The following is a 25,474-nucleotide window of genomic DNA, read 5'->3' as shown; positions in this document are numbered from 1 at the left end:
GGCTGCCTCTTATTTCTTGTTATTGCACATCGGGAAGCCCAGCGCCTCACGCGACGCATAATAGGCTTCCGCCACCGCTTTGGTCAGGGTGCGGATGCGCAGGATATAGCGCTGACGTTCGGTCACCGAAATGGCCTTGCGCGCGTCCAGCAGGTTAAAGCTGTGCGCGGCTTTCAGAATGCGCTCATAAGCCGGCAACGGCAGCGGTTTTTCCAGCGCCAGCAGGCTCTGCGCCTCTTTCTCGTACTGCTCAAAGCAGGTAAACAGGAAATCGACGTCGGCGTATTCAAAGTTATAGGTGGACTGCTCCACTTCGTTCTGATGGAACACGTCGCCATAGGTGGTGGTGCCCAGCGGGCCATCGCTCCACACCAGGTCGTAAACGCTGTCGACGCCCTGGATATACATCGCCAGACGCTCCAGACCGTAAGTGATCTCACCGGTCACCGGTTTGCACTCCAGACCGCCAACCTGCTGGAAGTAGGTGAACTGAGTCACTTCCATCCCGTTCAGCCACACTTCCCAGCCGAGACCCCAGGCACCCAGCGTCGGGTTTTCCCAGTTATCTTCAACGAAGCGAATATCGTGGATGGTCGGATCCATACCCAGCTCTTTCAGCGACCCAAGGTACAGCTCCTGAATATTGTCCGGCGATGGCTTGATGATCACCTGGAACTGATAGTAGTGCTGTAAACGGTTTGGGTTTTCGCCATAACGACCGTCAGTCGGACGGCGTGACGGCTGCACGTAGGCAGCGGCAATCGGCTCTGGCCCTAACGCACGCAGGCAGGTCATAGGGTGAGAAGTACCAGCGCCGACTTCCATGTCCAGTGGTTGAACAATGGTGCAGCCCTGGCGCGCCCAGTAATCCTGCAAGGTCAGGATCAGGCCCTGAAAGGTCTTAGTATCAAACTTTTGCATGATGAATTCGCACGCGATACGGGTGGATGAAAAAAAGTGTGCGCCAGTATACCCTTTGACCGCCATTTATGCAGCCCGTGATATTGATTCGTCGATATATAGCGACATAACATCGCCACCATTCAGTGGATTCCGATTCCTGAAAACTCAGGTTGTTGAACCCACTTCTCCTGGCTAACCTCTGTTACGCAGTGAAAGGAAAGCAAAACAGAGGACGAAATGTCGCAAAAGATTGGCTGGATAGATAATTTACGTGGTGTCGCCTGTCTGATGGTGATTATGATCCACACCACCACCTGGTTTATCACCAACAACCCAAAGGTGGCTGAACACCACTGGGACCTCGCCAATCTGCTCAACTCCGCTTCCCGCGTCTGTGTACCGATTTTCTTTATGATCTCCGGCTACCTGTTCTTTGGTGAGCGCAGTGCGCAGTCGCGCCATTTCCTGCGTATAGTGCTGTGCCTGCTGTTTTACAGCGCGGTGGCGCTGGCCTATATCACGCTGATGACGCCGATTAATGAAATCCAGTCGCTTAAGCATCTGCTGCAAAAACCGGTTTTCTATCACCTGTGTTTTTTCTTCGCGATTATGGTGGTTTACCTGCTGTCACCGCTGATTCAGGTGAAAAGCGTCAGCGCCCGCTACGTGGCGGTGCTGGTGCTGGTTGTCGCGGTGGTGGCGAATCCGAATACTGTCGACCAGTCCATCGGGCCATTCCACTGGCTGCCGATCAACCTCTATATTGGCGGCGATACTTTTTATTACGTGTTGTACGCCCTGCTGGGCCGGGCGATTGGCATCATGGAAACGGATAAGCCGCGGGTCAGCTGGCTGGCGGGGATCGCGTTTGCCGCCTGTGTGGTCGGTATTTCGATTGGCACCAAAAAAGAGCTGCATATTAATGGCGCATTTTCCGATACCTGGTATCTGTACTGCGGACCGCTGGTATTTGTCGCCGCAATCAGTCTGCTGGTGCTGTTTAAGAACCGCCTGAACCAGCGTCCTTTGCCGGTGTTAGCGACCATTTCACGTAATTCGTTACCGATTTACGGTTTCCATGCGCTGTTTATCCACTATATGCGCACCCACCATCTCGATCACACCAGCCAGCCACTGCTGGATATTCCGCTGGTGTTCACGATTACGCTGGGTGGTAGCTTGCTGCTGGCGCTGCGGCGGGTGGATAAGTGGCATTTGGTGAGTTAAAGAGTTACACGGCTCGCTCAGCTATCACTCCACCATCAGCGGCTCCAGTTGCTGATACAAGCGGACAAAGGTCTCACGCTGCGCCTGATACTGCTGATGCCGTGCCGCATCCGGCTGATGGCGTTGTTCCAGCGGCAGCGCTGGTAACAGTTCTGCCAACGGTGTTTCCGGCTGCAACGCCAGCCGTGCCAGCCGCGCCGCGCCAAGCGCCGGGCCAACATCCCCGCCACGACAGTAGTCCAGCGTCTGCCCCGTAATATCCGCCAGCATCTGCCGCCAGAAAGCGCTGCGAGCACCACCACCAATCAGCATAATGGTCTCGGGCGTAACGCCTGTGGCATGCAGCACATCCATTCCCTGCGCCAGCGCAAAGCCCACCCCTTCCAGCACTGCGCACGCAAGTTCCGGGCGACCATGCTGGTGCGTAAAGCCGAAAAAGACGCCCTTTGCCGCCGGATTATTATGCGGCGTGCGCTCGCCGGAGAGATAAGGCAAAAACCATACCGGCGGCAGATCGCGGCGCGCACGCTCTGCTTCCGCCAGCAGCTGCGGCACATCCTCACAACCACTGAGCTGCGCCGCCCAGTCGAGACAGGAGGCAGCACTCAGCATCACCGACATCAGATGCCAGCGATCCGGCAGTGCATGACAAAAACTGTGCACCGCGCTGGCTGGATTACTGCGGAAACCATCGCTGACCACAAAATAGACGCCCGATGTGCCGAGCGACAGCATCGCCTGCCCCGGCCGGAACATACCCACGCCAATCGCGCCAGCAGCATTATCCCCTCCGCCCGCCACCACCGGCACCGCCTTCATGCCCCAGCGCTGCGCGAGGTCAGCCTGCAGATGGCCGGTGATCTGGTTACCTTCAAACAATTGCGGCATCTGCGCACGGCTCAAACCACAGGCAGTAAGCAGGCGATCATCCCAGTCGCGCGTTGCGACATTCAGCCACATCGTCCCGGCAGCATCCGACATATCACTGGCGAACTCGCCTGTCAGTCTCCAGCGCAGATAATCTTTCGGCAGCAGCACCTTTGCCACCCGGGCGAAAATGTCAGGTTCATGCTGCTGCACCCATAACAGCTTCGGCGCGGTAAAACCCGGCATCATCAGGTTGCCGGTGATCTGGCGGGCATCCGCCACCTGTTGCTCCAGCTCGCGGCACTGCTGCGCACTACGGCCATCATTCCACAAAATCGCCGGACGCAGCACCTGCCCCTGCGCATCCAGCAGCGTTGCGCCATGCATCTGCCCGGTGAGGCCAATTGCCTGCACCTGGCTCAGATCCTGTTCCGCCGCCAGCGCCTGTAACGCCTGGTCAGTGGCCTGCCACCAGCTGTGCGGGTCCTGCTCGCTCCACAGCGGATTAGGCCGTGACACGCTGAGCGGTGCGGTTTGACTGGCAAGCACCTGCCCCTGTGCATCCAGCAATACTACTTTGACGCCCGAAGTGCCTAAATCAATGCCAATGACCATGCCATTTGCCTCTCAGGGGGTTAAATGCCTGTTATCACGCCGTGGCGGCGAGCGCATGGGTTCGCCCGCCACGGCGATCACTCAGGAGCGATCAAACAGATAGTGATTCACCAGATTCTCCAGCTGCTCCTGCCGTCCACTTTGATGCTGCGGGCTGAACTGCTGCTGCTGTGCGTGCTGCGCCAGTGATGCCAGCGTGAACTCGCCTTTCAGAATCTGCTGACCAAAATCCGCATTCCAGCCGCGATAGCGCTGTGCCACCCGGTTATCCAGCTCGCCCGCTTCAATCATACGTGCCGCCACTTTCAGCGCCAGCGCCAGGGTATCCATTGCGCCAATATGGCCGTAGAACAAATCATACTTATCCGTGCTTTGCCGGCGCACTTTGGCGTCAAAGTTTAAACCGCCGGTGGTAAATCCGCCCGCTTTGATGATTTCATACAGCACCAGCGCGTTCTCTTCGACGCTATTGGGGAACTGGTCGGTATCCCAGCCCAGCTGCGGATCGCCACGATTGGCATCGACGGAGCCAAAAATCCCCAGCGCGATCGCCGTGGCAATCTCATGATGGAACGAATGCCCGGCCAGAGTGGCGTGATTCGCCTCCACATTCACCTTAATCTCTTTTTCCAGACCAAACTGTTTCAGGAAGCCATAAACCGTCGCCACATCATAATCATACTGATGTTTCGTCGGCTCCTGCGGTTTCGGTTCAATCAGCAGCGTGCCCTGGAAACCGATTTTATGTTTATGCTCCACCACCATCTGCATAAAGCGACCAATCTGCTCGCGCTCCTGGCGCAGATCGGTATTCAGCAGGGTTTCATAACCTTCGCGTCCGCCCCACAACACATAGTTCTCACCGCCCAGCTGATGCGTGGCATGCATCGCGCTGTTGACCTGCGTGGCGGCCCAGGCAAACACTTCCGGATCCGGACTGGTGGCCGCACCGGCACCATAACGCGGATGCGTAAAGCAGTTGGCGGTGCCCCACAGCAGTTTCACGCCACTCTGCTGCTGTTTCTCCTGCAGCACCTCGGTCATCACGGCGAAATTATGCAGATAGCTGCGCAGCGAGTCGCCCTCCGGTGACACGTCGACGTCATGGAAGCAGTAGTAAGGCACATTCAGCTTGCGGAAAAATTCAAAGGCGACATCCGCTTTGCGTTTTGCCAGCTCCAGCGCATCACCTGACTGCTGCCACGGACGCTGAAACGCACCGACACCAAACATATCCGCGCCATTCCAGCAGAAACTGTGCCAGTAGCAGACGGCAAAACGCAGGTGATCGGCCATCCGTTTACCGAGAATCATCTCATCGGGATTATAGTGACGAAACGCCAGCGGATTGCGCGTGTTCGGCCCTTCATAGCGAACACCCTCAAGCTGATCAAAATAAGCGTGCATAGCAGGCTCCTTAACGTTGCCAGGGAATAAACAGAAATCAGTGTGCGCTGATTGTGGGATCGTCATTGCGGGCAGCTCAATTATGTTATTTCACACCTGCGTTAAGATAATTATTAAATGTGCGCCAGCTCGCAAAATAAACCCAACGGCACGCCACGTGGGAAAATCAGATCAATGTCATAGTTTCGCAAATAAACCAAAAAACATAACGGCAGGAGGAAAATCTGTAATTGCCGTTCGCTTACAGCTTGATAACAATTCATCCGCCTGACAGAGCGAATGTCAAAAGCAGCCAACCCTCAAGGTGACGACGATGAAGATGAAACAAGCTTTACTGGCGGTATGTGCGGCGCTGGCGCTGGTCAGCCATGCTGGCCTCGCAAAAGAAGTGAAAATTGGTATGGCGATCGATGACCTGCGTCTGGAACGCTGGCAAAAGGACCGCGATATATTTGTTAAACAGGCTGAATCGCTGGGTGCGAAAGTATTTGTTCAGTCAGCCAACGGCAATGAAGAAACACAAATGTCGCAAATCGAAAATATGATTAACCGCGGCGTTGATGTACTGGTCATTATTCCCTACAACGGACAAGTATTAAGTAACGTGATTGCCGAAGCAAAACGTGAAGGCATTAAAGTATTAGCTTATGACCGCATGATTAATAATGCCGATATCGATTTCTATATCTCCTTCGATAATGAAAAAGTCGGCGAAATGCAGGCGCAAAGCATTGTCGATCGCGTCCCGCAGGGCAACTATTTCCTGATGGGCGGTTCGCCGGTCGATAACAATGCCCATCTGTTCCGCGCCGGACAGATGAAAGTGCTGAAACCACTGATCGACAGCGGCAAAATCAAAGTGGTCGGCGATCAGTGGGTCGATGCCTGGCTGCCGGAAAATGCGTTAAAAATCATGGAAAACGCCCTGACGGCTAACGGCAATAAAATTGATGCGGTCGTGGCCTCCAATGATGCCACGGCGGGCGGTGCTATCCAGGCGCTCAGCGCACAGGGTCTGGCGGGTAAAGTGGCGATCTCCGGCCAGGATGCCGACCTTGCCGCCATCAAACGCATCAACAACGGCACCCAGACCATGACGGTGTATAAACCGATCACCAAATTAGCCAATGAAGCCGCCAAAATCGCGGTAGAACTGGGCGATGGCAAGCAACCACAGTCTAACGCCGCGCTGAACAACGGCCTCAAAGACGTGCCTGCCTGGCTGCTGGAGCCGATTGCGGTGAATAAAACCAATGTCGACAGCACCGTGGTCGCCGACGGTTTTCATAAGAAAAGTGAACTCTGACGCCCAGTCCGTCAGCCTGTGAATAAAGGCAAAGCAAGGGGCATGATGCCTGATAAGCCAGACAGCCACTCACAAGCTCAGGGCGCAGGGAACACGGTCAGCGGAGGAAAGCGTCCCGCGCCATGGACGGCGCGGGCCGAGTGGCCATGGATGGCGAAAAGCGACTTTCCGTAGCTGACCGTGTTCCCTGAGCGGGCGCCGAACTAAAAGCGCCCCCCTGAGCAGACAAAGGATCCAAAGCAAAACGCCTAACAACACCACTCTGCCGCCTGCCTGGCAGGGGCTTTTATCCGGAGGTAACAGTGACCACGCTGCTGGAAATGAAAAACATCAGCAAGATGTTCGGCGCGGTAAAAGCCGTCGATGATGTCAGCCTGCGCCTGGAAGCCGGAGAAGTGCTCTCGCTGTGCGGCGAGAACGGCTCAGGTAAATCGACACTGATGAAAGTGCTGTGCGGACTGTATCCCGCTGGCGACTATCAGGGCAGCATCCTGTTTGCCGGCGACGAACTGCAGGTCAGCGGCATCCGCGACACCGAACGCAAAGGCATTGTCATCATTCACCAGGAACTGGCGCTGGTACGTCAGCTGACGGTGCTGGAAAACATCTTCCTGGGTGCGGAACTGACCCGTTACGGCGTGGTGGATTATGAAACCATGACGCTGCGCTGCCAGAAACTGCTGGCACAGGTGAAACTTGATGTCTCACCACACACGCGCGTCGGCGAACTGGGGCTCGGCCAGCAGCAACTGGTGGAGATCGCCCGCGCGCTCAACAAGCAGGTGCGACTGCTGATCCTCGATGAACCCACCGCTTCGCTGACCGAACAGGAAACCGAAGTGCTGCTGGCCATCGTCAATAACCTGCGCGAACACGGCATCGCCTGCATCTATATCTCGCACAAACTGAACGAAGTAAAAGCCATTTCCGACACCATCTGCGTGATCCGCGACGGGAAACATATTGGCTCCCGCGCGGCATCAGGAATGAGTGAGGACGACATCATCACCATGATGGTGGGGCGCGAGCTGACTGCACTCTACCCCAGTGAACCTCACCAGGTCGGCAGCGAAATTCTGCGCGTGGAAAACCTGACCGCCTGGCACCCGGTCAACCGCCAGATCAAACGGGTCAATGATGTCTCCTTTAACCTGCACCGCGGTGAAATCCTCGGAATTGCCGGACTGGTGGGCGCCGGGCGTACCGAAACCGTACAGTGCCTGTTTGGCGTCTGGCCTGGACGCTGGCAGGGCAAAGTGCTGATTGACGGGCAACCGGTAGAGATTCACGACTGCCAGCAGGCGCTGGCACAGGGCATCGCCATGGTGCCGGAAGATCGCAAGAAAGATGGCATCGTGCCGGTGATGGCGGTGGGGAAAAACATCACCCTCGCCGCGCTCGACCAGTTTAGCGGCGCGCTCTCCACCCTGAACGACAGTGGCGAACAACAGGCGATTCAGCAATCGCTGGCGCGGCTGAAAGTGAAAACGTCTTCGCCAGAGCTGGCGATTGGCCGTCTCAGCGGCGGCAACCAGCAAAAAGCGGTGCTGGCGAAATGTCTGCTGCTTAACCCGCGCATCCTGATCCTCGATGAGCCCACACGCGGCATCGATATCGGTGCGAAATATGAAATCTACAAACTGATCAACCAGCTGGTGCAACAGGGCATCGCGATTATCGTCATCTCCTCCGAACTGCCGGAGGTGCTGGGATTAAGCGATCGCGTGCTGGTGATGCACCAGGGACAGATCAAAGCCGACCTGGTTAACCGCAACCTGACACAAGAACAGGTAATGGAAGCCGCGCTGAGGAGTGAACACTATGCTTAACACCAATCCGACATCGCGCAGTCTGCTGTCCCCCGCAGCCAGCGCTTCCACGGGCAAACTGCGCCTGCTGAACTTACAGGTACTGGTCATGCTGGCCGCCATCCTGGTGATTATGCTGTTTTTCACCTGGATGACTGACGGTGCCTACCTCAGCGCCCGTAATATCTCCAACCTGCTGCGCCAGACGGCGATCACCGGCATCCTGGCGGTGGGGATGGTGTTTGTCATTATCTCCGCCGAAATCGACCTCTCGGTCGGGTCGATGATGGGCCTGCTCGGCGGCGTGGCGGCGATTTTTGACGTCTGGCTCGGCTGGCCGCTGCCGCTGACTATTGTGGTGACACTGGTGCTCGGCCTGCTGCTCGGCGCATGGAACGGCTGGTGGGTCGCCTATCGCAAAGTACCGTCATTTATCGTCACGCTGGCCGGGATGCTGGCGTTTCGCGGCGTGCTGGTCGGCATCACGAACGGCACCACCGTCGCGCCCACCAGCCCGGCCATGTCGCAAATCGGCCAGAGTTATCTGCCGGACGGCATCGGCTTCGCCTTTGGCTTTCTCGGCCTGCTGCTGTTTATGGTCTGGCAGTGGCGACTGCGGCTGCGCCGCCAGAGCATGGGGCTGCCACAGTCCTCTTCTGCCAGCGCGTCGGTGGCACGCCAGGCGCTGACCGCCGTCATCGTGCTGGGCGCGATCTGGATGCTGAATGACTATCGTGGCGTACCAACACCGGTGCTGATTCTGGCGCTGTTGCTGCTGGGCGGTATGTTTATGGCGACGCGCACAGCCTTCGGCCGCCGTATTTACGCCATTGGCGGCAACCTTGACGCGGCACGGCTGTCCGGCATCAATGTCGCGCGTACCAAGCTGGCGGTGTTTGCCATTAACGGCCTGATGGTGGCGATTGCCGGGCTGATCCTCAGTTCGCGCCTCGGTGCCGGTTCCCCTTCCGCGGGGAATATCGCCGAACTGGACGCCATCGCCGCCTGTGTGATTGGCGGCACCAGCCTGGCGGGCGGTATCGGCAGTGTGGCGGGCGCGGTCATGGGGGCGTTTATTATGGCCTCGCTGGATAACGGCATGAGCATGATGGATGTGCCCACCTTCTGGCAGTACATCGTCAAAGGCGCAATTCTGCTGCTGGCAGTGTGGATGGACTCCGCGACGAAACGCCGCGTCTGATCCTCGATGCCGATCACAGGGCGCGCTGAAATTTTTCTGCCCGATCCCGCCGCGTGTTATTGAAATGACATGCTGATCCCGGGGGAAAATCGCCATGACTGAAAAACGTTTTCGCATCACCCTGCTGTTCAATGCCAATAAAGTCTATGACCGCCAGGTGGTGGAGGGCGTGGGCGAATATTTACAGGCGTCGCAAACCGACTGGGACATCTTTATCGAAGAGGATTTTCGCTGCCGCATCGATAATATTCGCGAATGGCTGGGTGATGGTGTGATTGCCGACTACGACGACAAGCAAATTGAACTGCTGCTGCAACAGGTCAATGTGCCGATTGTCGGCGTCGGCGGTTCCTACCATCGTGCGCAGGACTATCCGTCGGTGCACTATATCGCCACCGATAACGCCGCGCTGGTGCACAGCGCCTTTATGCACCTGAAAGAGAAGGGCTTACACCGTTTTGCCTTTTACGGTCTGCCGCTGTCGGGCGGCAAGCGCTGGGCACAGGAGCGGGAACGTGCCTTTCGGCAACTGGTGGCGCAGGAGCGTTATCAGGGGGTGGTGTATCAGGGCATGGAGACCGCGCCGGAAAACTGGCAGCACGCACAGAACCGGCTGGCAGACTGGATCCAGACCCTGCCACCGCAGACCGGCATTATCGCGGTGACGGACGCGCGGGCACGCCATCTGCTACAGGTCTGTGAACATCTGAAAATCCCGGTGCCGGAAAAACTGTGTGTGATCGGCATCGATAACGAAGAGCTGACGCGCTATCTGTCGCGGGTGGCGCTGTCGTCAGTGGCGCAGGGTTCGCGGCAGATGGGTTACCAGGCGGCGAAACTGCTGCATCGATTGCTGGATAAGCAGGTGCTGCCGCTGCAACGCATCCTGGTACCGCCGGTGAAAGTGATTGAACGCCGCTCGACGGATTACCGTTCGCTGCACGACCCGGCGGTGATTCAGGCGATGCACTACATCCGCTTTAATGCCTGCAAGGGGATTAAGGTGGAACAGGTGCTGGATGCAGTCGGCATGTCGCGATCCAATCTGGAAAAACGCTTTAAAGACGAGACCGGCGAAACCATTCATGCGCTGATCCACAGCGAAAAGCTGGAAAAAGCCCGCACTTTACTGGTCACCTCATCGATGTCGATTAACGAAATTTCCCAGATGTGCGGCTATCCGTCGCTGCAATACTTCTACTCCGTGTTTAAGAAAAGCTACGCCAGCACGCCGGGGGAGTATCGCGAACGCTTTGGTGAGGTGACGTTATAGGCCGCTAACGGCGCTGACTGGCAGATGATTGCTGACAAAAATAAGTGCCAGTCATAACAGAAATCACTACTATGCTGATTATTCTCCGTTAACTCATTCTGGACACACTGCCATTGAAATCGCCCCTCTCTTTTTTGCTGGCGCTGATGGCTGCCGCCCTGCCACTGCGCACACTGGCGAACAGCTCCCCTGACCCGCTGCTGGCTTCACAAATTGTTGATCGTTATGCCGAACATATTTTCTATGGCACTGCCGCGACCGGCATGGCAATGGTGGCGATTGATGGCAACCAGCGTGTATTCGCCAGTTTTGGCGAAACCCGCCCTGGCAACAATGTGCGGCCTCAGAAAGATTCACTGATTCGCATCGCCTCGCTCAGCAAACTGATGACCAGCGAACTGCTGGTAAAACTGTCCGAAGAGGGGCGGGTACGCCTTGACGACCCACTGAGCAAATACGCGCCCGCAGGCAGCCGTGTGCCAGCCTATGCCGGACAGCCGATTACGCTGCTGAATCTGGCGACACATACCAGCGGCCTGCCGCGCGAGCAACCTGGCGGCAAAGCGCAGCGTCCGGTGTTTGTCTGGCCCACCCGCGATCAACGCTGGAACTGGCTGCAAACCGCCAAACTGACCGCCACGCCAGGCTCACGCGCCGGATATTCCAACCTGGCTTACGACCTGCTGGGCGATGCGCTGGCACGCGCCTCCGGCATGCCTTATCCGGCACTGCTGAACAGCAAAATCACCCGCCCGTTAGGGATGAAAGACACCACCTTCACGCCGTCGCCCGAGCAATGCGGACGAATGATGGTGCCGGAAAAAGGCGCCAGCCCATGCAATAACACACTGGCAGCCATTGGCAGCGGCGGCGTCTACTCCACGCCGGATGATATGGGACGCTGGATGCAGCAGTTCCTGTCGTCTGATGTCTATCACCGCACAGCCCATGCTGACCGCCTGCAAACGCTGATCTATCGCCGCAGTCAGTTAAGCAAAGTCGATGGCATGGATGTACCCGGTAAAGCGGATGCGCTGGGTCTCGGCTGGGTGTATATGGAGCCGAAAAACGGCCTGCCGGGCATTATTCAGAAAACCGGCGGCGGCGGTGGCTTTATCACCTATATGGCGATGGTGCCGCAATACAACGTGGGGGTGTTTGTGGTGGTTGCCCGTTCACCACTGAGCCGGTTTACCCCCATGAGCGACGGGGTCAACAATCTGCTGGCGGAACTGGTGGGGAATCGGGCGGGTTGAGTCCTAAACCTGACAAAAAAACGCCCCGAAAAGGGGCGCTTTATGATGTGAAGCTAACTGTGTGCCGCTTTTATCAGGGCATCATTAATCCATTGATTCACACTTTTTCCCGCCACTTCTGCTGCGATATTAATGGCAGAATGTACTTCAGGCTGGATACGCAAACTGATTTTACCGCTGGCCGGACGCAGAGGTTCACGCCCGCGTTCAGCACAATAAGCCAGATAGTCATCAACGGCTTCTTCAAATGCTTTACGCAGTTCCGCGACATTATCTGCATGGAAACCAATCACATCGCGAATACCCGCCACACGGCCATTAAGACACTGGTCTTCATCGCTATACTCGATTCTGGCGGAATAGCCTTTATATGTCATGGTATTCATTGGGGATGACCTCTATTGCGATAAGAAAATCTCGGGCATCGCGGACCTGGTAAGCTTTTGCTTCTTTTTCCGGGTGCGGCCGATGAAATGATGCCACAACCTGATTGATTTCAAACCGAACGCGCGAACCGTTCCCTTCCGTAGTGATTGCCCCTAATGCAATGAAAAGACTTTCAATCTTTCGCCACTCCAGCGTGTTTGACGTCGGTGTGGCAAAGATAGTGTGCAGGGTTTTGCTGTGTCTGGCGCTTAATGTTTTCATATAACCGGGTGTCCATACCGTGTTTTTCCTCCGCCAGGAGTGACAGAAATGATATCACTTTATGATATCATATCAATACTCATCCCCATTTACCCGGCTGCGGTAGCTGTCCCAGGTGAAGCGCACCCACAGGCTTTTGCCGAGCCGCATACGGTCCATGACACGCTCGCCCAGCAGCGTATTCATGCCGGCAATATCCAGGTTAGACAGCATGCCGGTTGGGCGTTTCGACGAGGAGCGGCGATCCACAATCTGGTTGATAATCACTTTTTCGTAGCGCGATTCGGTCTGCATACCGATTTCATCAATCACCAGCAGGTCGACAGTGCTGAGATCCTGCAGCAGACTCTCTTCGGTGGTGCCGCTGTTGCCACTGAAGGTGCCTTTCATATTCGACATCAGGTCAGCAACTGTCACCACCAGCACACTTTTGCCGCGTAAAATCAGCTCATTACCAATCGCTGCCGCCAGATGATTCTTGCCAGTGCCAGATTTACCGGAAAACACAAAACTGGCGATGCTGTGATCAAATTCCGCCGCATACTGCCGCGCATGTTCCAGCGCCACCCGCTGGCCTTCACACTCGACACGATAGTTATCAAACGAACAGTTGATGTGCAGCTCGCGAATGCCGGAACGGCCAAGAATACGCTGCATCTTCATCGCGCGGTTTTCGCGATCAATCGCCTGCGAACGTTCCAGCCCCTGTTGTTGATTCCATGCCAGCAACTCCTCACCGTTAGTAAATTTCGGCTTAATGTGCGCAGGCACTATGCGTTGCAGTCTTTTCAGCAAATCGGCACTGTTTTTCATCGCTAACCTCGGAAGCCATCGGGAATGGACTGGTCAGGTTCAGGGAAATGGTTGATATCTCGTTTCTGCTGGCCTGCGCCGGATACGCGGCTCTGCTGGATACTGCGCGCCAGCTTCTGCTGCCACTGCACATGGTGGAACACGCGCCCTTCTGCCTGCCAGTAGGCAACAAATGACGCCAGTTCTGCTGGTGTCACCGGCGCGGTCAGCGCCACACCCCAGACAGCCGCCAGCCGGACAAAATCCGCATCCGGTTGCCAGCCCTGATACATCGCGAACTTGCCTGCCGGGACAGGAATCGCCTCGGGATGCGCCAGATCGTCGTCAAACAGGCTCTCCTCCAGTGCCACATCAGAACGCGTCTGCTGCGCCGCGGCTTCAATCGCCAGCAATTCGGCCAGCCGCTCCGGCGTCACCGCATACATCACAGGCGCATTATTATCGAATACGGCAACCGCGCCCTGCTCCGCTGACGCCAGCGCAGCCAGCGGCTGCTGGCGAAACGCCTCAAGGCCGATAATGGTGGAGGTTAAAATTTTGACAGACATGATGCAGTCTCTGGTTAAGATTGATGCAGGTAATAACTGCTTTGATTCTAACAATTTTAGCGAGAGAGATCGCATAAATCCGCCGCAACGGCGTGCAATAGCGACAATCAGTCGGCGATTGCCGCATTGATGTGTATGATTTTATCTCAGATTTTTCGCTTTCATGGCTAAGGGACTTTACGATGCAACGATGCGGCTGGGTAACACAGGATCCCCTCTATATTGAATATCACGACCGTGAGTGGGGCATCCCGCAAACGGACAGTAAGGCGCTGTTCGCGATGCTGTGCCTGGAGGGACAACAGGCGGGACTGTCGTGGATCACGGTGCTGAAAAAGCGTGAAAATTACCGCCGCGCGTTTCACGATTTTGACCCGCAGGCAGTGGCGCGGATGAGCGAAGACGATATCGATGCCCTGATGCAGGACAGCGGGCTGATTCGCCATCGTGGCAAACTGACCGCCATCGTCGGCAACGCACGGGCGTATCTGGCGATGGAGGCCAGCGGCGAGCCGTTCGGCCCGTTTATCTGGAACTTTGTTAATCATCAGCCGCAGATTAATCATCTGCAAAGCCTGGCGGAGGCGCAAAGTAAAACCGAGGTGTCTGATGCCATGTCAAAAGCGCTGAAAAAACGCGGCTTTAAATTTGTCGGTTCCACCATCTGTTACGCCTTTATGCAGGCCTGCGGGCTGGTGAACGATCATGTCGTTGACTGTTTTTGCCACCCGGACAACCTTTAGTCGCTGAGATTTACAATTACAGACAGAAACTCAGATTTTTCTCCCATATTTTAACGGCATAATCGTGCCGTTTATGGATGCATTTCATCTGTAGAAAAATATGAGGGAAAACCCATGAAAAAAAGCATTATCGCCATCTCCTTGTTGCTGAGCGGCACCGTTGCCCTGTCCGGTTGTACCACCAATCCCTATACCGGCGAATCTCAGGCCGGTAAAGCGGGCATCGGTGCCGGGCTGGGCGCGGCATTAGGCGCGGGCATCGGCATGCTGTCATCATCGAAAAAAGATCGCGGCAAAGGCGCACTGATTGGTGCAGCAGCCGGTGCGGCGCTGGGTGGTGGCGCGGGCTATTACATGGATGTGCAGGAAGCCAAACTGCGTGAGAAAATGCGCGGCACCGGCGTCAGCGTGACGCGTAATGGCGACAATATCATTCTCAATATGCCGAATAATGTCACCTTTGACTCCAGCAGCAGCAATCTGAAACCGGCAGGCGCGAACACCCTGACCGGCGTGGCGATGGTGCTGAAAGAGTATGAGAAAACCGCGGTGAATATTGTCGGCCACACCGACAGTACCGGCACCCGCGCACTGAATATGCGCCTGTCGCAGCAGCGCGCCGATACCGTCGGCAGCGCACTGATCACCCAGGGCGTCGCCGCTAACCGCATTCGCACCACAGGTGTTGGCCCGGATCAGCCCGTCGCCAGCAACAGCAACGAAGCCGGGAAAGCGCAAAACCGTCGCGTAGAGATTACCCTTAGCCCGCTGTAACTCTGTTATCCGCCAGGGGCTCCATACTGGCTCCTGAGATGGATGACCCCCTCCAGATTACCTAAGGGCTCGTTGCTGTGACACCGAGCCTGCGCAGAGAACACGGTCACCCTGGCAGCTCGGCCCGCGCCGTCCGTGGCGCGGGACGCTTTCCTCTTCTGACCCTGTTCCCTGCGCCCTGGTTTGATGAGTGGCTGCCAGATTTACCATGCCTGGACTTTGCAGCAGCCTGAGGGGCCTTACTGGCTCCTGTAAAATCCCGGCAGCTGTGCTAGTCTCTGGCTCAATCTGTATGCCAAAGGACAGCCATGAAGCGCACGGCCGCACGAGCCACTATCAGCGATGTCGCCAGAGCGGCAAAGACCGGTAAAACCAGTGTTTCCCGTTACCTCAACGGTGAACAGCACGCCTTATCCGCCGATCTGAAACAGCGCATTGAAACGGCTATCGCCGCGCTCGATTACCGTCCCAGCCAGATGGCGCGCGGCCTGAAACGTGGCCGCACCCGCCTGATAGGCCTGATCATTGCCGATATTACCAACCCCTACTCGGTGGAAGTGCTCTCCGGGATGGAAGAAGCCTGCCGTGCACAGGGTTTTACCTTACTGGTGTGCAATACCAATAACGAAGTGGATCAGGAGAGCCATTATCTGCAGCTGCTGAGCAGCTATCAGGTAGAGGGCATCGTGGTCAATGCCGTAGGCATGCGCGAAGAAGCGCTGAACCGGCTGCAGCAGTCCATGCTGCCGATGGTGCTGATTGACCGCAAAATTCCTGATTTTCCCTGTGATGTGGTCGGCCTGAATAATATCGACGCTACCACCCGCGCGACGGAGCATCTGCTGGCGAACGGTTATCAGGCGCTGTTGTTTGTCAGTGAGCCGCTGGGGATGGTCAATACCCGCCGCGAGCGCTGGCAGACCTTTCAGAGCACCGCCAGCCGTCACCCGTCAGTGCAGGCAGAACAGGCCGAAGTAGCGCTGGCGCAGGGAGAAAAACTCGATGCCATCCTGCGCGATTTCTGCCAGCGCCATCAGTCACAGCGCTGTGCGCTGCTGGTCGCCAACGGTGCGATGACGCTGCAGGTGGCACGCTCATTGCGCCGCCTGGGGCTGCACTGGGGGCCGGATATTGGCCTGCTCGGCTTCGATGAACTGGAGTGGACGGAGCTGGCGGGCGTTGGCATTACCACCGTCAAACAACCGACCCGGCAGATCGGTTATGCCGCGCTGGAGCAGGTCATCCGCCGCATTGAAGGCAGCGATGAACCTTTAAACGAACAGTTATTTACTGGCGAACTGATTGTGCGCGGTTCGACAGCGCTTCATCCGCGCTGAAGTAACGAAAAATCCCGCGCATCGTGAGCGTGATCATAAATTCGTCGACTTTCGCTTTTCTTTGGAACCGGTTCCATTTACCGTTTTAGCCAGAATAACAGCTTATTTAGCCGGAGAACGCGATGAAACGGGAAGTGATAGTAGTGACCGCCGCGTACGGTCATCAAAAAATAGCCGAACTGGGCGGACAGCAGGCGCTGTTGCCGATCATTGCCCGCGCGGGCGCTGATGGCGTGGAAATTCGCCGTGAACTGCTGAGTGAAAATGAACTGCAACAGCTGCCGCAGCTGGCCGCGGCGATCGCGGAACAGCGACTGTTTGCCTTTTACTCGGTGCCGGAAGCGCTGTTTATGGCCGATGGCGCCGTTAATCCGCAGCTGGATCAGCTGGTCGCCGAAGCGCAGCAACTGAATGCCCGGCTGGTGAAATTCTCACTGGGCAACTATCAGCACGGCTTCGACTGCCAGGCGCTGCAACAGCGTCTCAGCGACTATCCGGTGCAGGTGGTGGTGGAAAACGATCAGACGGAATACGGCGCCATATCACGCTTGCAGGAATTCTTTACGGATTGCGCGGCAACAGCCGATCCCTGCTTTATGACCTTCGATCTGGCGAACTGGCTGTGGGTGGGTGACGACGCCTTTGCCGCTGCCGCCCAGCTGGGGCGCTACGTCAGCTATGTCCACGTGAAAACCGCTGCACCGCATCAGCAAAGTTTCCGCGCCATCGCCCTCGACGAAGCGGGCAACGACTGGCGCGGCCTGATTAAACGGCTGCCTGCCGGTGCGCCGCGCGGTATCGAATTTCCTTTAGAGGGTGACGACCTGGTGGCCGTTACCCGTCACTACGTTAACCTGGTTCGCGAGGCCTGAAGTCAATGACAACACATGCACAGAACGCGCTGGACGCGGTCACGATCGGCGAAGCCATGGCGCTGTTTATTGCCCGGGAAACGGGCGATCTGGCGGCGGCGGAAAGCTTTATCAAACGCATCGCCGGCGCAGAACTGAATGTGGCGATTGGCCTCGCCCGGCTGGGCCTGAAAGTGGGCTGGGTCAGCCGCGTCGGCGATGACTCCTTTGGCCGCTACACCCTGCAACAGCTGGCGAAAGAGGGTGTGGACCATCGCCAGGTCACCGTTGATAACCGTTACCGCACCGGCTTCCAGCTGAAAGCAAAAGTGGAAGATGGCTCGGACCCGCAGGTGGAGTATTTCCGCAAAGGTTCTGCCGCCAGCCATCTGTCAGTAGACGATTTTAACCGCGACTACTTCGGCTCGGCGCGCCATCTGCACCTCAGCGGTGTTTCGGCTGCCATCTCAGCCAGTTCACTGGAACTGTCAAAACACGCCGCGAAAGAGATGCGCGCGCTGGGTAAAACCATCTCCTTCGACCCGAATCTGCGCCCGGTGCTGTGGCCAAGCGAGCAGGAGATGGTGAAGCAACTGAATCAGCTGGCAGAATATGCTGACTGGGTGTTGCCGGGCGAAAAAGAGGGCAAAATCCTCACCGGTTACAGCCAGCCGGAAGCGATGGCCGATTTCTGGCTGGATAAAGGCGTTAAAGCGGTGATTATCAAAACCGGCAGCGACGGCGCCTGGTATAAAACCGCAGAGGGCGAAAAAGGCCAGGTGGCGGCAATCCGCGTGGAAAACGTGGTGGATACCGTCGGCGCAGGCGATGGTTTTGCCGTTGGCGTGATCAGCGCCCTGCTGGAAGGCAAGACACTGCCGCAGGCAATCAAGCGCGGCAATAAAATCGGCTCACTGGCCATTCAGGTGCCCGGCGACAGCGAAGGTCTGCCGACGCGCAGCGAACTGGGCGACTTCTGAGTCACGGAAAACAAGCGGCATCTGCCATTTTTTGGGCGGATGCCCGCTGGTTTTTTTTCGTCAGGCGATTATGGTTAACATTTATCGTCAAACACATCCGTCACAAACCGTTGATGTTAGTAGCCCGAGACTCACTATCATCCGCTGCGGCAATCCTGCCGCCCAGTCAGCTTTCACAGGGAGACACGTATGAATCCTGCCGTAGTTCTGTATAAGTCGATACCTGACGATTTACGTCAACGCCTTGATGAGCACTTTACCGTTACCGAAATCAACGGCCTGACGCCGGAAAATCTCACCCGCTACGCCGATGTGTTCCGGCAGGCGGAAGGGCTGCTCGGTTCCGGCGGCAAAGTGGACGCAGAGTTTCTGGCCCAGGCGCCAAAATTACGCGCGGCATCGACCATTTCAGTGGGATATGACACCTTCGATGTCGACGCCATGAACCAGCGCGGCGTGCTGCTGATGCATACCCCCACCGTGCTGACGGAAACCGTTGCCGATACCCTGATGGCGCTGGTGCTGGCTTCTGCGCGTCGCGTGGTGGAAGTGGCGGAGCGGGTGAAAGCGGGTGAATGGAAAAGCGGTGTTGGCCCGGACTGGTTTGGTATCGATGTGCACCATAAAAAAATGGGCATCCTCGGCATGGGCCGTATTGGTCTGGCACTGGCGCAACGGGCGCATTTTGGTTTCGGCATGCCGATTCTGTATAACGCGCGCAAACACCATCCGCAGGCAGAAGAGCGCTTTAATGCGCAATATTGCGATCTCGATACCCTGCTGAAAGAGTCCGATTTCCTCTGCATCATCCTGCCGCTGACCGAACAGACACACCACCTGATTGGCCGTGAGCAGCTGGCAAAAATGAAGCAGAGCGCTATTCTGATCAACGCCGGACGTGGCGCCGTGGTCGACGAACAGGCGCTGATTCGCGCACTGCAGGACGGCACGATTCATGCCGCCGGGCTGGATGTGTTCGAGCAGGAGCCACTGCCGGTCAGTTCACCGCTGCTGAAGCTGCCAAATGTGGTCGCCGTGCCGCATATCGGTTCCGCCACGCACGAAACCCGTTACGGCATGGCAAAAGACGCGGTAGATAACCTGATTGCAGCCCTAAGCGGCAAGGTGGAGAAAAACTGCGTTAACCCGCAATTGCTTGATCGTTAACCCTCCTGCGGGTCGCTGTCCGGCGACCCGTTGTAAAAATCACCCTCTGTAACGGCTTAGCCATTGCACCGCTGTTAACCTGGCGCTATCGTGGACGCCCCTATGCGATAACAAATGATTTACAGGTTATGAGCTTTTCTGCTTTTGGTGACAAATTTACCCGCCATTCAGGCATTACCCGCCTGATGGAAGATATGGGCGAAGGTTTACGGACTCCCGGCGCGGTGATGCTGGGCGGCGGCAATCCGGCGCAAATCCCGGCGATGAACGACTATTTCCAGCAGTTGCTTCAACAGATGCATGAGGAAGGCAAGCTGACCGATGCACTGTGCAACTACGACGGCCCGCGCGGCAAGGCGGTGCTGCTGGACGCGCTGGCACAAATGCTGCGCGATGAGCTGGGCTGGGACATCCACCCACAAAATATCGCGCTCACCAATGGCAGTCAGAGCGCCTTTTTCTACCTGTTTAACCTGTATGCCGGGCATCGCGCCGACGGCAGTAAAAAGCGTGTGCTGTTCCCGCTGGCACCGGAATATCTGGGCTACGCCGATGCCGGTCTTGATGAAGATCTGTTTGTCTCGGCGAAACCAAATATTGAGCTGCTGCCGGAAGGACAGTTTAAATATCACGTCGATTTTGAGCACCTGCAGATCACCGACGATACCGGCTTAATCTGCGTCTCACGCCCGACCAATCCCACCGGGAATGTGATCACCGACGACGAGCTGATCAAACTCGACGCGCTGGCGCAGCAGCACGATATTCCGCTGTTGATCGATAACGCCTACGGCGTACCGTTCCCGGGCATTATCTTCAGTGACGTCCGTCCGCTGTGGAACCCGAATATCATCCTGTGCATGAGCCTGTCGAAACTCGGCCTGCCAGGGTCACGCTGCGGCATTATTATCGCCGATGAGAAAGTGATCTCCGCGATTGGCAATATGAACGGTATTATCAGCCTGGCGCCAGGTAGTATCGGCCCGGCAATTGCCACCGAGATGATTAAGCGCGGCGATCTGTTGCGGTTGTCGGAAGAAGTGATTAAACCATTCTATCTTGAACGCGTTAAGCAGACGATTGCCGTTATTCGCCGCTATTTACCGGAAGATCGCTGCCTGATTCATAAACCGGAAGGGGCAATTTTCCTCTGGCTGTGGTTTAAGGATCTGCCGGTTAGCACTGAAATACTCTATCAGCGCCTGAAGCAGCGCGGCGTGCTGATGGTGCCAGGGCACTTCTTCTTCCCGGGACTGGAACATGAATGGCCGCATACGCATCAGTGTATGCGCATGAATTATGTGCCGGATAGCGCCACCATTGAAAAAGGGGTGCGTATTCTGGCGGAAGAGATTGAGCGCGCCCACGCCGAAGCGCAGTAAACCGTCACGCCCTCCCCGATGCTGACGGGAGGGCGTTATTTCGCACCAAAACAGTGCATAGCATGGCGAAATGACGCGCAGTTTTCGCACCAAAACAGTGATTTGAGCACAAAGCTCACATAAATTACGATTTAATGCACGATTCGTGAATATCTCTTTCCGGTTAATTTCAGCATCATTTCAATGTGTTAGTTCTCCCCTCCTGTTGCAGACCACAGACTGGCCTGATTATTGCTGCTCCTGATGCGACCTTTGTGGCTACTTTTTGGGAACATTCATGGATACGCATCAGTCAGAACAACAGTTAAAAAGAGGGTTAAAAAACCGTCACATACAGCTGATTGCCTTAGGCGGCGCCATTGGCACCGGCCTGTTTCTTGGCATCGCCCAGACGATTAAAATGGCCGGACCCGCGGTGCTGCTGGGTTACGCCATTGCCGGTGTGATTGCGTTCTTTATTATGCGCCAGCTCGGTGAGATGGTCGTGGAAGAGCCGGTCGCCGGTTCATTCAGCCACTTTGCCAATAAATACTGGGGTGGCTTTGCCGGCTTTATGTCTGGCTGGAACTACTGGGTGCTGTATGTGCTGGTGAGCATGGCGGAACTGACTGCTGTCGGTATCTATGTACAGTACTGGTGGCCGGAAATCCCGACCTGGGTCTCCGCGGCGGTGTTTTTTGTCGCCATCAATGCCATTAACCTTACCAACGTCAAAGTCTACGGTGAGGTGGAGTTCTGGTTTTCAATTATTAAAGTCACGGCCATCCTCAGCATGATCGCCTTTGGCGCCTGGCTGTTAGCCAGCGGCAATGGCGGCCCGGACGCCAGTGTGGCGAACCTGTGGCAGTTCGGTGGTTTCTTCCCGAATGGCATCAGTGGCCTGCTGATGGCGATGGCGGTGATTATGTTCTCCTTCGGAGGCCTCGAGCTGGTCGGCATTACTGCCGCAGAAGCCGACAATCCGGCGAAAAGCATTCCTAAAGCCACCAATCAGGTGATTTACCGCATCCTGCTGTTCTATGTCGGCGCACTGGCGGTGCTGCTGTCACTGTATCCATGGCAGAAAGTGGTGGAAGGTGGCAGCCCGTTCGTCCTGATCTTCCACGCGCTGAACAGCAATGTGGTGGCAACCGTGCTGAACCTGGTAGTGCTGTCAGCGGCGCTGTCGGTCTATAACAGCTGTGTGTTCTGTAACAGCCGCATGCTGTTTGGCCTGGCGCAGCAGGGCAACGCCCCGGCAGCACTGCTGAAAGTGAACCGCCGCGGTATTCCGCTGAAAGCGCTGGCGGTGTCAGCCCTGGCAACCGCGCTGTGCGTGGTAATTAACTACCTGATGCCCGGCAAAGCCTTTGAACTGCTGATGTCGCTGGTGGTTTCCGCGCTGGTGATCAACTGGGCGATGATCAGTATTACCCATCTGAAATTCCGCCGCGCCATGCGTCTTAGCAACCAGACCACGCGCTTCCAGAGCCCATGGTATCCACTGACCAATATTATCTGCCTGCTGTTTTTAGCCGGTGTGCTGGTGATTATGCTGCTGACGCCCGGTATGGCGATCTCAGTCTGGCTGATTCCGGTGTGGCTGCTGGCGCTGGCTGCCGGTTATCAGCTGAAGAAGAAAAAGAACCTGTCTGCCGTACAGGAAGCTGTTTAATTTCAATTATATCAATAACTAATCAGGGTGAAAGATGAGAGTCGCATTCGCTTTAGTTCTGCTGGTAGCCGCCGGGAGCGCCAGCGCACAGTCCCACCTGAATAGCGTGATGCAGCAGGGCACGCTGGCCGTCTGTACTACGGGCGATTACAAGCCTTACAGCTTCCAGAAGCCTGATGGCAGTTATGAAGGCATTGATATCTCGATGGCGGAATCACTCGCCAGCAGCCTGGGCGCGAAGGTGCAATGGGTGAAAAGCAGCTGGAAAACCCTGACGCCAGATTTGGTGGCGGGTAAGTGTGATATCGCCGTGGGTGGTATTTCCGTTACTCTGGCACGTCAGAAGCAGGTCTTTTTCACGGAAAAAATGGATGTTGATGGCAAAATCCCGCTGGTACGTTGCAGCGACGTCAGCAAATACCAGACGATTGAGCAAATCAATAAACCCTCAGTACGTCTGATCGAACCGGCTGGCGGCACCAACGAAGCGTTTGCCCACGCCTATCTGCCGCAGAGCAACCTGACGCTGAGCCATGACAACCAGGGCATCTTCCAGCAACTGGTGGATAACAAAGCGGATGTGATGATCACCGAAGCCTCTGAAGCGCTGTATCAGAAGAACTTCCACCCGACACTCTGTGCGGTGAACCCGGACAAGCCAATGCAGTACGGCGAGAAAGCCTATATGTTGCCTGGCGAGGACATCAGCTGGAAACTTTATGTCGATCAGTGGCTGCATCTGGCGAAAGCGACCGGCGAGTACCAGAAAATTGCCGATCACTGGCTGTCGGCGAAAAAATAAACGTTACTGCCAGAGGTCCGTAAAGACTGGCCTTGCAGATTGATGACAAACCCAGTGTGCTGGAAACGTAAGCAGCAACGCATAAGCCAGGAGCGCAGGGAACACGGTCAGCGGAGGAAAGCGTCCCGCGCCATGGACGGAGCGGGCCGAGCGGTCATGGATGACGAAAAGCGACTTTCCGGAGCTGAACGTGTTCCCTGCGCAGACCGCAATCTGACAGCAACGATCCTTACGGAGTCTGGGGTTTGTCATCGATCTGAGGCCTGTATTTACGGGCCTCTCTTTTACATCAGCGGGGCTGTACCGCCAGTGACTCCCGACACCACAGCGCCAGCTGCTCAATCGCCTGCTCCACCTCTTTATTCCAGCCAAATCCGGCATTAAGACGGAAACAGTGGTCGTAACGATCATCGGTGGCAAAAATATGCCCCGGCGCGATCCCAATACCGGCATTGCGCGCCATGATAAACAGGGTTCGCACATTCAGCGCCTGACGCGGCATCTCCACCCACAACACATAACCGCCTTCCGGGTCAGACACCCTGGTGCCCGGCGGGAAATAACGCAGCACGGCGGCACGCATCTGGCAAATCTGGCTGGCCAGTTCGCGTCGCAGTTTACGCAGATGGGCATCATAGCCGCCACTGCGCAGCAATTCGGTGATCGCCGCCTGTGGTAATACGGAGGTGCCCATGGTCGAGGTATATTTTAGCGAAGCGATTTTGCGCATATAGTTGCTGCTGTGCACCCAGCCAATACGAATCCCCGGCACCACGGTTTTTGAAAAACCGCTGCACAGAATGGCATTCGGACTAAACGCGCGCATCGGGAACGGGCGGCGCTCGCCAAATGCGGTATCGCCAAAGATATCGTCCTCGATAATCATCACATCATGCTCATCTGCCTGGCGCGCAATATACGCTTTCTGCTCATTGGGAATACTCTTTCCCGATGGGTTATTAATATTCGCCAGCGTGACATAAGCCTGCACCGCTTTACGCTGAAACAGCGCGGTTAATTTCCCGACGTGGACATAACCTTCCTGGCCATTTTCCACTTCAATCACGCGCAGGTCTAAATTATGCAGCATCTGCAGCAGCACGAAATAACAGGGAGACTCGACGGCCACCACGTCGCCGGCTTTTACCGTGGCGCGCAGGGACAGCGAAATGGCTTCAATACAGCCATTGGTAATTAAAATATCATCCGGGTTGATATTGCAGCCATAATCGATAGCCCGCCGGGCGATTTCCGCTTTCAGCGGCGCATAACCGGTGCCTTTTACGGTATCGCCAAGCAAAAACGGTTTGCTGTAACCCAGCTGACGCATCAGCAAACCGACCTTTTTCACCGGATATAGCGACCTGGCGCCATTCGCCAGATCGAGCCGCACCCGGCAATCAGTGCCTACCATCGCCAGATGCAGCTCCGTCTGCTCATCCAGCGGCGCGATCTGGCGCGACGGCTCGATCACCAGCGGCTGTGCGCGTTGCGGACGGCTTAACGGCGCAACAAAAAAACCGGACTTCGGCCTGGCGACGGCATAGTGATCATCTTCCAGTGAACGCAGGGTTTTCAGCGCGGTGGTCATGCTGACACGGTACTGCGTCGCCAGGGTGCGCACGGAGGGCAAACGCGTATCAGGCAGCAGTGTGCCATCATCTATTGCCTGCTTAATCTGCCCGGCAATCTGACGGTAACGACTCCCCTGGTTTTCCTTATCTGATCCCGCCACCGACATCTGTGCCACCCCATATCGATCTGATCTGTGCATATTAATGAGATTACTTTGAGAGTAGTTTGACTATCAAGTGGTTAACCGTAATGAAATTTTTACCGGGTATGGTGATGTGATTTGCATGGCGCGCGGGTCGGGAAAAAACCCTGTTGCTTATCCCGTAACGGTCATTTG

Annotated in this window: 23 protein-coding genes; 15 read left to right on the top strand and 8 right to left on the bottom strand. The window is 56.2% G+C overall.

Going from position 1 to position 25,474, the window contains the following annotated elements:
* Window positions 1–9: 9 nt before the first annotated feature.
* Window positions 10–921, bottom strand: coding sequence for a glycine--tRNA ligase subunit alpha (glyQ, locus tag ACSZO1_RS01785; protein WP_437608920.1), 912 nt, complete (start codon window positions 919–921; stop codon window positions 10–12).
* Window positions 922–1,140: 219 nt separating this feature from the next.
* On the opposite strand from glyQ, the gene ACSZO1_RS01780 reads away from it, so the two are divergent.
* The gene (locus ACSZO1_RS01780; protein WP_437608918.1) at window positions 1,141–2,130 is read left to right on the top strand and encodes an acyltransferase; all 990 of its coding nucleotides are present in this window, start codon (window positions 1,141–1,143) and stop codon (window positions 2,128–2,130) included.
* A 24-nt stretch (window positions 2,131–2,154) separates the two neighbouring features.
* Here the strand turns inward: ACSZO1_RS01780 and xylB are convergent, their stop codons facing one another.
* The gene (gene xylB, locus ACSZO1_RS01775; RefSeq protein ID WP_437608916.1) at window positions 2,155–3,612 is read right to left on the bottom strand and encodes a xylulokinase; all 1,458 of its coding nucleotides are present in this window, start codon (window positions 3,610–3,612) and stop codon (window positions 2,155–2,157) included.
* 81 nt (window positions 3,613–3,693) lie between these two features.
* On the bottom strand, window positions 3,694–5,019 hold the full coding sequence (xylA, locus tag ACSZO1_RS01770) for a xylose isomerase (RefSeq protein WP_437608914.1): 1,326 nt from the start codon (window positions 5,017–5,019) through the stop codon (window positions 3,694–3,696).
* A 313-nt stretch (window positions 5,020–5,332) separates the two neighbouring features.
* On the opposite strand from xylA, the gene xylF reads away from it, so the two are divergent.
* The 5 genes from xylF (at window position 5,333) to ampH (ending at window position 11,863) form a co-directional block, all read left to right on the top strand.
* Window positions 5,333–6,325 carry a D-xylose ABC transporter substrate-binding protein gene (gene xylF, locus ACSZO1_RS01765; RefSeq protein ID WP_437608912.1) on the top strand — a complete coding sequence of 331 codons (993 nt, stop codon included), beginning with the start codon at window positions 5,333–5,335 and terminating at the stop codon, window positions 6,323–6,325.
* Between the two features lie 302 nt (window positions 6,326–6,627).
* A complete protein-coding gene (locus tag ACSZO1_RS01760; protein WP_437608910.1) occupies window positions 6,628–8,154 on the top strand; it encodes a xylose ABC transporter ATP-binding protein in 1,527 nt (508 codons plus the stop codon).
* A complete protein-coding gene (gene xylH / locus ACSZO1_RS01755; protein WP_437608908.1) occupies window positions 8,147–9,334 on the top strand; it encodes a xylose ABC transporter permease XylH in 1,188 nt (395 codons plus the stop codon). Before ACSZO1_RS01760 ends, xylH begins: the two co-directional genes overlap by 8 nt.
* A 94-nt stretch (window positions 9,335–9,428) precedes the next feature.
* Window positions 9,429–10,607, top strand: coding sequence for a D-xylose utilization transcriptional activator XylR (xylR, locus tag ACSZO1_RS01750; protein ID WP_437608906.1), 1,179 nt, complete (start codon window positions 9,429–9,431; stop codon window positions 10,605–10,607).
* Window positions 10,608–10,753: 146 nt separating this feature from the next.
* Window positions 10,754–11,863, top strand: a complete 1,110-nt coding sequence (gene ampH, locus ACSZO1_RS01745) for a D-alanyl-D-alanine-carboxypeptidase/endopeptidase AmpH (protein WP_437608953.1) — start codon at window positions 10,754–10,756, stop codon at window positions 11,861–11,863.
* Window positions 11,864–11,916: 53 nt separating this feature from the next.
* Here ampH and ACSZO1_RS01740 read toward each other — a convergent pair whose 3' ends face one another.
* The 4 genes from ACSZO1_RS01740 to dnaT all read right to left on the bottom strand — a co-directional run bounded on the left by ACSZO1_RS01740 (window position 11,917) and on the right by dnaT (window position 13,872).
* Window positions 11,917–12,249, bottom strand: coding sequence for a type II toxin-antitoxin system HicB family antitoxin (locus tag ACSZO1_RS01740; RefSeq protein ID WP_437608904.1), 333 nt, complete (start codon window positions 12,247–12,249; stop codon window positions 11,917–11,919).
* Window positions 12,230–12,511 (bottom strand): type II toxin-antitoxin system HicA family toxin, encoded by a 282-nt coding sequence (locus ACSZO1_RS01735; RefSeq protein ID WP_437608902.1) that lies wholly within the window; start codon window positions 12,509–12,511, stop codon window positions 12,230–12,232. The genes ACSZO1_RS01740 and ACSZO1_RS01735 overlap by 20 nt, the downstream gene beginning before the upstream one ends.
* 72 nt (window positions 12,512–12,583) lie before the next feature.
* The gene (gene dnaC, locus ACSZO1_RS01730) at window positions 12,584–13,324 is read right to left on the bottom strand and encodes a DNA replication protein DnaC (protein ID WP_437608900.1); all 741 of its coding nucleotides are present in this window, start codon (window positions 13,322–13,324) and stop codon (window positions 12,584–12,586) included.
* 2 nt (window positions 13,325–13,326) lie between these two features.
* A complete protein-coding gene (gene dnaT, locus ACSZO1_RS01725) occupies window positions 13,327–13,872 on the bottom strand; it encodes a primosomal protein DnaT (protein WP_437608898.1) in 546 nt (181 codons plus the stop codon).
* A 182-nt stretch (window positions 13,873–14,054) separates the two neighbouring features.
* Here dnaT and ACSZO1_RS01720 point away from each other — a divergent pair, with 182 nt between their 5' ends.
* The 9 genes from ACSZO1_RS01720 to ACSZO1_RS01680 all read left to right on the top strand — a co-directional run bounded on the left by ACSZO1_RS01720 (window position 14,055) and on the right by ACSZO1_RS01680 (window position 23,562).
* Window positions 14,055–14,615 carry a DNA-3-methyladenine glycosylase I gene (locus ACSZO1_RS01720; protein WP_437608896.1) on the top strand — a complete coding sequence of 187 codons (561 nt, stop codon included), beginning with the start codon at window positions 14,055–14,057 and terminating at the stop codon, window positions 14,613–14,615.
* A gap of 114 nt (window positions 14,616–14,729) precedes the next feature.
* Window positions 14,730–15,389 carry an OmpA family lipoprotein gene (locus ACSZO1_RS01715; protein WP_437608894.1) on the top strand — a complete coding sequence of 220 codons (660 nt, stop codon included), beginning with the start codon at window positions 14,730–14,732 and terminating at the stop codon, window positions 15,387–15,389.
* Between the two features lie 308 nt (window positions 15,390–15,697).
* Window positions 15,698–16,726 (top strand): LacI family DNA-binding transcriptional regulator, encoded by a 1,029-nt coding sequence (locus ACSZO1_RS01710; protein WP_437608892.1) that lies wholly within the window; start codon window positions 15,698–15,700, stop codon window positions 16,724–16,726.
* A 122-nt stretch (window positions 16,727–16,848) separates the two neighbouring features.
* Complete coding sequence (locus ACSZO1_RS01705; RefSeq protein WP_437608890.1) at window positions 16,849–17,598, top strand: sugar phosphate isomerase/epimerase family protein; 750 nt, start codon at window positions 16,849–16,851, stop codon at window positions 17,596–17,598.
* A gap of 5 nt (window positions 17,599–17,603) precedes the next feature.
* Window positions 17,604–18,557 (top strand): sugar kinase, encoded by a 954-nt coding sequence (locus tag ACSZO1_RS01700; RefSeq protein ID WP_437608888.1) that lies wholly within the window; start codon window positions 17,604–17,606, stop codon window positions 18,555–18,557.
* A gap of 189 nt (window positions 18,558–18,746) precedes the next feature.
* Window positions 18,747–19,724 carry a glyoxylate/hydroxypyruvate reductase GhrB gene (ghrB, locus tag ACSZO1_RS01695; RefSeq protein WP_437608886.1) on the top strand — a complete coding sequence of 326 codons (978 nt, stop codon included), beginning with the start codon at window positions 18,747–18,749 and terminating at the stop codon, window positions 19,722–19,724.
* A gap of 128 nt (window positions 19,725–19,852) precedes the next feature.
* A complete protein-coding gene (locus ACSZO1_RS01690) occupies window positions 19,853–21,106 on the top strand; it encodes a valine--pyruvate transaminase (RefSeq protein WP_437608885.1) in 1,254 nt (417 codons plus the stop codon).
* Between the two features lie 277 nt (window positions 21,107–21,383).
* Window positions 21,384–22,760 (top strand): amino acid permease, encoded by a 1,377-nt coding sequence (locus ACSZO1_RS01685; RefSeq protein WP_437608883.1) that lies wholly within the window; start codon window positions 21,384–21,386, stop codon window positions 22,758–22,760.
* Between the two features lie 34 nt (window positions 22,761–22,794).
* Window positions 22,795–23,562: a transporter substrate-binding domain-containing protein gene (locus tag ACSZO1_RS01680; RefSeq protein WP_437608881.1), complete on the top strand. Its 768-nt coding sequence runs from the start codon at window positions 22,795–22,797 to the stop codon at window positions 23,560–23,562.
* Between the two features lie 289 nt (window positions 23,563–23,851).
* Here the strand turns inward: ACSZO1_RS01680 and ACSZO1_RS01675 are convergent, their stop codons facing one another.
* On the bottom strand, window positions 23,852–25,303 hold the full coding sequence (locus ACSZO1_RS01675) for a PLP-dependent aminotransferase family protein (RefSeq protein ID WP_437608879.1): 1,452 nt from the start codon (window positions 25,301–25,303) through the stop codon (window positions 23,852–23,854).
* Window positions 25,304–25,474: the final 171 nt, after the last annotated feature.

Origin of the sequence: Erwinia sp. V71, from assembly GCF_965644245.1 — a bacterium.
Lineage (GTDB): Bacteria > Pseudomonadota > Gammaproteobacteria > Enterobacterales > Enterobacteriaceae > Erwinia.
The sequence above is the reverse complement of the archived record's forward strand: the minus strand, read 5'-3'. Positions and strand labels throughout refer to the sequence as shown.

Bases quoted from the DNA above. Each gene is read 5' to 3' on its own strand.
- glyQ (WP_437608920.1), bottom strand. From the start codon at position 921: ATGCAAAAGTTTGATACTAAGACCTTTCAGGGCCTGATCCTGACCTTG.
- ACSZO1_RS01780 (WP_437608918.1), top strand. From the start codon at position 1,141: ATGTCGCAAAAGATTGGCTGGATAGATAATTTACGTGGTGTCGCCTGT.
- xylB (WP_437608916.1), bottom strand. From the start codon at position 3,612: ATGGTCATTGGCATTGATTTAGGCACTTCGGGCGTCAAAGTAGTATTG.
- xylA (WP_437608914.1), bottom strand. From the start codon at position 5,019: ATGCACGCTTATTTTGATCAGCTTGAGGGTGTTCGCTATGAAGGGCCG.
- xylF (WP_437608912.1), top strand. From the start codon at position 5,333: ATGAAGATGAAACAAGCTTTACTGGCGGTATGTGCGGCGCTGGCGCTG.
- xylH (WP_437608908.1), top strand. From the start codon at position 8,147: ATGCTTAACACCAATCCGACATCGCGCAGTCTGCTGTCCCCCGCAGCC.
- xylR (WP_437608906.1), top strand. From the start codon at position 9,429: ATGACTGAAAAACGTTTTCGCATCACCCTGCTGTTCAATGCCAATAAA.
- ampH (WP_437608953.1), top strand. From the start codon at position 10,754: ATGGCTGCCGCCCTGCCACTGCGCACACTGGCGAACAGCTCCCCTGAC.
- ACSZO1_RS01740 (WP_437608904.1), bottom strand. From the start codon at position 12,249: ATGAATACCATGACATATAAAGGCTATTCCGCCAGAATCGAGTATAGC.
- ACSZO1_RS01735 (WP_437608902.1), bottom strand. From the start codon at position 12,511: ATGAAAACATTAAGCGCCAGACACAGCAAAACCCTGCACACTATCTTT.
- dnaC (WP_437608900.1), bottom strand. From the start codon at position 13,324: ATGAAAAACAGTGCCGATTTGCTGAAAAGACTGCAACGCATAGTGCCT.
- dnaT (WP_437608898.1), bottom strand. From the start codon at position 13,872: ATGTCTGTCAAAATTTTAACCTCCACCATTATCGGCCTTGAGGCGTTT.
- ACSZO1_RS01720 (WP_437608896.1), top strand. From the start codon at position 14,055: ATGCAACGATGCGGCTGGGTAACACAGGATCCCCTCTATATTGAATAT.
- ACSZO1_RS01715 (WP_437608894.1), top strand. From the start codon at position 14,730: ATGAAAAAAAGCATTATCGCCATCTCCTTGTTGCTGAGCGGCACCGTT.
- ACSZO1_RS01710 (WP_437608892.1), top strand. From the start codon at position 15,698: ATGAAGCGCACGGCCGCACGAGCCACTATCAGCGATGTCGCCAGAGCG.
- ACSZO1_RS01705 (WP_437608890.1), top strand. From the start codon at position 16,849: ATGAAACGGGAAGTGATAGTAGTGACCGCCGCGTACGGTCATCAAAAA.
- ACSZO1_RS01700 (WP_437608888.1), top strand. From the start codon at position 17,604: ATGACAACACATGCACAGAACGCGCTGGACGCGGTCACGATCGGCGAA.
- ghrB (WP_437608886.1), top strand. From the start codon at position 18,747: ATGAATCCTGCCGTAGTTCTGTATAAGTCGATACCTGACGATTTACGT.
- ACSZO1_RS01690 (WP_437608885.1), top strand. From the start codon at position 19,853: ATGAGCTTTTCTGCTTTTGGTGACAAATTTACCCGCCATTCAGGCATT.
- ACSZO1_RS01685 (WP_437608883.1), top strand. From the start codon at position 21,384: ATGGATACGCATCAGTCAGAACAACAGTTAAAAAGAGGGTTAAAAAAC.
- ACSZO1_RS01680 (WP_437608881.1), top strand. From the start codon at position 22,795: ATGAGAGTCGCATTCGCTTTAGTTCTGCTGGTAGCCGCCGGGAGCGCC.
- ACSZO1_RS01675 (WP_437608879.1), bottom strand. From the start codon at position 25,303: ATGTCGGTGGCGGGATCAGATAAGGAAAACCAGGGGAGTCGTTACCGT.